This window comes from Kitasatospora sp. NPDC101447, assembly GCF_044767225.1.
Taxonomy (GTDB): Bacteria; Actinomycetota; Actinomycetes; order Streptomycetales; family Streptomycetaceae; genus Kitasatospora.
On the sequence record NZ_JBIWNL010000078.1, the window covers coordinates 1 to 6,081 of the forward strand.

The 6,081-nt window shown below is 73.5% G+C and carries 4 protein-coding genes and 1 pseudogene; all 5 read right to left on the minus strand.

Annotated features, from left to right (window positions below; translation table 11 throughout):
- Window positions 1-138 (minus strand): annotated as a pseudogene (locus tag ACIRST_RS42230) (IS5/IS1182 family transposase); the annotation flags it as partial.
- Window positions 139-530: 392 nt separating this feature from the next.
- The gene (locus ACIRST_RS42235) at window positions 531-1,820 is read right to left on the minus strand and encodes a DUF6986 family protein (protein WP_402810089.1); all 1,290 of its coding nucleotides are present in this window, start codon (window positions 1,818-1,820) and stop codon (window positions 531-533) included.
- A gap of 111 nt (window positions 1,821-1,931) precedes the next feature.
- Complete coding sequence (locus ACIRST_RS42240) at window positions 1,932-3,587, minus strand: DUF2637 domain-containing protein (protein ID WP_402810092.1); 1,656 nt, start codon at window positions 3,585-3,587, stop codon at window positions 1,932-1,934.
- 218 nt (window positions 3,588-3,805) lie between these two features.
- A complete protein-coding gene (locus tag ACIRST_RS42245) occupies window positions 3,806-4,471 on the minus strand; it encodes a response regulator transcription factor (RefSeq protein ID WP_350525487.1) in 666 nt (221 codons plus the stop codon).
- Window positions 4,423-5,832, minus strand: a complete 1,410-nt coding sequence (locus ACIRST_RS42250; protein WP_402810095.1) for a sensor histidine kinase — start codon at window positions 5,830-5,832, stop codon at window positions 4,423-4,425. Before ACIRST_RS42250 ends, ACIRST_RS42245 begins: the two co-directional genes overlap by 49 nt.
- Window positions 5,833-6,081 lie beyond the last annotated feature (249 nt).

Consider the following 6,081-nt stretch of genomic DNA (forward strand, 5'->3'; position numbering starts at 1 on the left):
GTCCAGCAGGTCGCGCAGCTCGTGCTCGGGTGGCCGGCCGAACGCGAGCGCGCGAGCGGTGCGTTCCTGGCGCCAGGCGGTGAGGGTGGGCTCGATCAGGGCCCAGCGGGCAGTCGCCACAGCCCCGGGAGTCACCACAAGCGAGTCGAGTGGACGTCCCCGGAACCGGCATCAACCGGCTCTCTCGTGGACGAAACGCCCAGTAAGGGCCCGTCTTCAAACCCTCGCCTGCGGGGCGACGCTCCCCCAGCCTGGCGGCCGGGAGGTGCCCCCAGGCCACGCACCTCGCGGCGTTGTCGTCAGTCGCCGATGGCCCCCAGCCTTCGGCCGGGAGGTGCCCCCAGGCCACGCACCTCGCGGCGTTGTCGTCAGTCGCCGATGGCCCCCAGCCTTCGGCCGGGAGGTGCCCCCATCCTCCGCCTTGCGATGCACGCACCCCAACGCCGCCCCGCCCGCCCTCCGGGCGGACGACGGGGGCTTGAAGACGGACCCTAGTTGGCGCACCGGCCGGTGGACCGGCGGCTACGGAGTCAGCGGCCGGCGAGGGTGTTCAGCCGCTCGCGGTCCAGCCCGGTCAGCGCGGTGACCTCGGCGAGGTCGACGGCGCCGCAGTCCAGGCCGCGCAGCAGGTAGCCGCTGAGCGCGCGGGCGGTGGCCGGCTCGTCCATCACGTCGCCGCCCGCCTTGGCGACGTACGCGGACAGCCGGGCCGCGGCGGCGGCCAGGCCCTCGCGGTAGAAGGAGTACACGGCGACGTAACGGGTCGGCAGGTGCGCCGGGTGCATGTCCCAGCCCTGGTAGTAGGCGCGCGCCAGCGAGCGGCGGACCAGGTCGTGGTGGAGCTTCCAGGCGGCGTGCACCTGCTCGGTGGAGCCGGTCGGGATGACGTTGGTCGAGCCGTCGGAGAGCCGGACGCCGGTGCCGGACGCGGCCACCTGCATGACCGCCTTCGCGTGGTCGGCGACCGGGTGGTCCATGCTCTGGTGGGCGGCGCTGACCCCGCAGGCCGCGCTGTAGTCGAAGGTGCCGTAGTGCAGACCGGTCGCCCGCCCCTCGGCGGCCTCGATCATGCGGGCGACGGTGGCCCGGCCGTCCGGGCCGAGGATGGCCTGCGTGGTCTCGATCTGGATCTCGAAGCCGATGCGGCCGGCGCGCAGCCCGGCCCGGCGCTCGAAGTCCTCCAGCAGGCGGACCAGTGCGGTGACCTGCTCGGCGTAGGTGACCTTGGGCAGGGTCAGGACCAGGCCCTCCGGCAGGCCGCCTTCCGCGAGCAGGGTGGCCAGGAACAGCTCCAGGGTGCGGATGCCGCGGGCACGGACCGGCGCTTCCATGCACTTGATCCGGATGCCGATGTACGGCGGGGCGTCGCCCCCGGCCACGGCCGCGGCGACCAGTCCGGCGGCCCGGACGGCGGCGGCGTCCTCCTCCGCGTCGGGGCGGGGGCCGTAGCCGTCCTCGAAGTCGATCCGCAGGTCCTCGATCGGCTCGCGCTCCAGCTTGGCGCGGACCCGGGCGTGCACGTCCGCGAGCAGGGCGTCGTCGGCGACGCCGAGGGCGCGGGCCAGCTCGGCGGGGGTGCCGGCGTGGGCGTCGAAGGCCGCCAGCGCCTGGCGGCCCCACTCCCGTACGGTGTCGGCGGCGAAGGCGCCGGCCGGGACGTAGACGGTGTGCACCGGCTGCCTGGTCCCGGAGTCGCCCGGGTAGCGGCGCGCCAGGTCGGCGTCGACCGGCGCGAGCAGCGCCTCCACTGCGGCCAGGGCGGCAGCAGAGAAGGAAGCCCCGCCCGTCGGCCCGTTACCGTCCACCTCGACCTGCGACATCCGCACTCCTCCATGCCGAACCAGCGCTTCAACAATTTGTTGAGGCGAAGGTAGCTGCGGTGGGGACGGCCGTCAATGGCCGACCGAGCGCCGGACGGTGGACCGCTGCGGTCAGTCCCTCCCAGCGGCGGCGTAGCGGTCGCGCAGCGCCGGGAAGAGCTCGGCGACCTCCTTCGGGTGGACCGAGCCGTCGGGGCCCTTGCCCGTGACGCCGTACTCCCTGGTCAGCCAGTCGGCGAGGCGCTGCGGGTCGGGCTGGTGGCCGTGGTTGTCCATGTACGAGACGAGGGCCTCGTAGGCGAGGTCCGGGTCGAGCCGCGAGGCCGCCGGGCGGGTTTCGGTGTGCTCGGCTTGGGCGGGCTCCTCGGCCGGAACCGGCTGCTCGGCCTGGGCGGACTGCCCGGACGAAGCGGGCTGCCCCGGCTGCTGCGGCGCCTGGGGCTGCGGCGCGACGGGCTGCTCGGACTGCTGCGGGGCGGCCGGCCACTGGGCCTGTGGCCGGGGCCCGGACCCGGACCCGGCGGGCGCCGGGACGGAGGCGGGGCCGGGGGCAGGAGCGACGGCCTGGGCGGCGGCCGCAACGGGCTCGTCGGCGACCGGGCGCGGAGGCTTGAACCAGGGCGAGGCCTGGCCGGGAACCCGCCCGCCCGGACCAGCGTCGGCCGGGTGGCCGGTGGTGCGGACCGGTCGCTCGGTCCAGACGTTCAGCTCCTCGCGGTGCGGCTCCGGGACGGCGTCTCCCGCCGCCTCCGGCTCCTGCGCGGCGCGCAACCGGACGGCCGCCAGCTTCGCCAGCATGGGCGCGGCCACCTCGGCGGGCATCGGTGCGGCGGCCGCCGGGGCGTCGGCCTGGGCCGCCGCGGGCTGCGGCTGGGCCTGCGGCTCCAGCGGGGCCTGCTGCGGGCTCGCGGCCTGCTGCGGGCGGGCGGCCTGCGGGGCCTGCGTGGTCTGCTGCGGGTGCTGGAGCTGCTGCGGTGCGCCGAGCGGGGCCGCGGCCGCCGGGGCGATGGCCGTGGCCCTGGCCCCCTGGGGAGCCAGCTCGCGCGACTCCTGACCAGCCGGCACCTCCGCGGCCTCGCGCTCGCGGGCCTCGTCGTCCAGCCGGTCGAGCAGCCCCGGGTCCAGCGGAACGCCGAACTTGGCGAGCTTGAGCGGCAGCAGCGCCTGGATCGGCGCCGAGCGGCGCCAGCCGCGGCCGTAGCGGAAGCGCAGCTGCGCCCGGTAGACCAGACGGTTCTGTTCCAGTCGGATGACCTCGTCGTAGGAGCGGAGCTCCCAGAGCTTCATCCGACGCCAGAGCCGGAAGGTCGGGACCGGGGACAGGAGCCAGCGCATCACCCGGACCGATTCCATGTGGCGGTCCGCCGTGATCGCCGCGATCCGGCCGACCGCGTGGCGGGAGGCCTCCACCACGACGACGAAGAGCACCGGGATGACGGCGTGCATGCCCATGCCGAGCGGGTCGCCCCAGGAGGCGGCCGCGTTGAAGGCGATGGTGGCGACGGTCAGCAGCCAGGCGGTCTGCCGGAGCATCGGGAAGGGGATCCGCAGCCAGGTCAGCACCAGGTCGAGCGCGAGGAGCACCACGATGCCCGCGTCGACGCCGATCGGGAAGGCGTAGGAGAAGGCGCCGAAACCTTTCTCCAGGGCCAGCTCGCGCACCGCGTTGTACGAGCCCGCGAATCCGATGCCCGAGATGATGCAGGCACCGGCCGCGACCAGGCCGAGTAGGCCGCGGTGGGCCTTGGTGAGCGTTGGGCGTGCCATTACGTCTATCAACCCCTGGATGTCGGCTGCGGCCGTACGCTGCCTCGACTGTCGGGTCCCGCTGGTCGGGCCGCCGGATGGCTGAAAGCCACCGGGCTCGGCCAACCGGAGTTTACTCGTACACCTGTTTAAGCGTTCCCGCAGCCTGGGGTGTCACGGTCCACGGCACGGCGGCGGCCGTGGACGGTCCGGCCCGCCCCGGGGAACCGGCCGGACCGTCAGCGGCTCTGCCCCGCCGTACCGTTGAGGTACGTCAGCACGGCCAGCACCCGACGGTTGGCGTCCTCGGCCGGGGCCAGTTCGAGTTTGGTGAAGATGTTGGCGATGTGCTTGGCCACCGCGCCGTCGCTCACCGAAAGGCGCGCGGCGATCGCCGAGTTGGAACAGCCCTCGGCCATCAGCTCCAGCACCTCGCGCTCGCGCGGGGACAACCGCAGCAGCGGGCCCGGCCGGCGCGAGGTGGTCTGCATCAGCTTGGCGATCACGTCCGGGTCCATCGCCGTCCCGCCCGCCGCCACCCGGCGGACCGCGTCGATGAACTGCCCCGCGTTGAACACCCGGTCCTTCAGCAGGTACCCGATCCCGCCGGTGCCGTCCGCCAGCAACTCCCGCGCGTACAGCTGCTGGACGTGCTGCGAGAGGACCAGGACGGGCAGGCCCTGGATCTTCTGGCGGGCCTTGAGCGCGGCCTGCAACCCCTCGTCGGTGAGCGTCGGCGGCAGCCGGACGTCGACCACGGCCACGTCCGGACGGTGGGTGAGCAGCGCCTCCAGCAGCTCGGGCCCGGTCTCCACCGCCGCGACCACGGTGAACCCGTGGGCCTCCAGCAGCCTGATCAGGCCTTCGCGAAGGAGGTAGAGGTCCTCGGCGAGGACAACTCGCACGGCAACTCCAAGGTGATGGTGGTGGGACCGCCCGACGTGCTGTCGATGGCGAGGACACCGTCGAAGGTACCCAATCGCTTCTCGATCCCGCGTAGTCCCGTCCCCCGCGAGGGATCGGCCACGCCCACGCCGTCGTCCGTCACCGTGACCCGCAGGAAGCCGGCACGGTACAGGATGTCCACCCACACCTGTTCGGCGCCGGAGTGCTTGGCCGCGTTCGCCATCAGCTCGCAGATGCTGAAGTACACCGCGGCCTCCACCGGGGCCGCCGGCCGGTCCGGCAGACTCACGCACACCTCCGTCGGCAGCGAGCTGTCCAGCGCCAGGGCGCGGACGGCATCGCCCAGACCCCGCTCGGCGAGCACCGGCGGGTGGATGCCGCGCACCAGGTCCCGCAGCTCCTGCAGGGCCCGGGCCGAGGACTGCCGGGCCTCGGCGAGGAGCTCCCGGGCCGCCGTCTGATCGGTGTCCATGAGGTGTTCGATGGTCCCCAGCGTCATCCCGATCGCGACCAGCCGCGCCTGCGCGCCGTCGTGCAGGTCCCGTTCGATCCGCCGCAGCTCGGCCGCCTGGTTGCCCGCCGCGTCCGCCCGCGTCTCGGTCAACTCGGCCACCCGCCTGGTCAGCTGGGCGTGCGTCGCCCGGCCGTCCCGGTCCAGCACCCGGCGGGCCGCCTCCGCGTACGCACGCACCGCGAACGGTGCCATGAGTATCCCGACGACGATCATGGCGGCCCCGAGCCCGCCGCTCAGCAGGATCGACACCGAGCGCGCGCTCAGCGGCCCGAACCCGGCCGACGGAACCGGCCCCGCCAGGGTGTAGGCCGCCCCCACCACGAGCAGGGCGGCCACCGGCCCGGCCAGGGCCAGCGTCAGGAACGGGTTCACGGCGAGCCAGGTCAACTCACCGCGGGTGGTGCTGTCCCGCAGGCCCCAGTGGACCAGCTGTGCGTACTTCGCCACCGTCTGCGAGCGGTGGTACGAGTACCCCGTCCACCAGTGCCCGCGGTCGTCCAACTCCAGCCCCGGCATCGGTCCGTAGACCGCAGGAAGGCGGATCCCGAACCAGCGCTCCAGCAGTCCCCGCGTACGGTTCGCGGTGCGGCGGATGTTGTTGGCGGCCACGACGGCCCCGACGGCCACTCCCGCCAGGAGGGCGAAGAAGACCTGGAGGTCGTAGGCCTCCAGCAACTGGGACGTCACCACGCCCGCGATGATCGCGGCACCCAGCGGCAGCACCGTCCCGGGCACCGCGGCGAGCACCACCACCGCAAGCCGGGCCAGCCCCTCACCGCCGGCCACGAAGGCCGTCCGGGCCTGAGCACGTACGGACGTGCCGCTCGTACGACTCGCTGTTGTCACGGGAAGCTCCTGATGCCGGTACCGATCGTCCTCCCTCAGTGTTCACGAACCGCCCGCCACCCACACTGGCCGTGGTACCCCAATCCCGAGGTGGACCTAGGACCACCTGCGCGGTTGAAGCAACACCAGATCATCGGATTTCCGGGAAAGCACGCCGGGAGAAAGTCCCGGGAAACGCGAAGAACCCCCATCCGGAATCCGGATGGGGGTTCTTCAGCAATGATTGTTCGGCGGCGTCCTACTCTCCCA

Bases quoted from the DNA above. Each gene is read 5' to 3' on its own strand.
- ACIRST_RS42235 (WP_402810089.1), bottom strand. From the start codon at position 1,820: ATGTCGCAGGTCGAGGTGGACGGTAACGGGCCGACGGGCGGGGCTTCC.
- ACIRST_RS42240 (WP_402810092.1), bottom strand. From the start codon at position 3,587: ATGGCACGCCCAACGCTCACCAAGGCCCACCGCGGCCTACTCGGCCTG.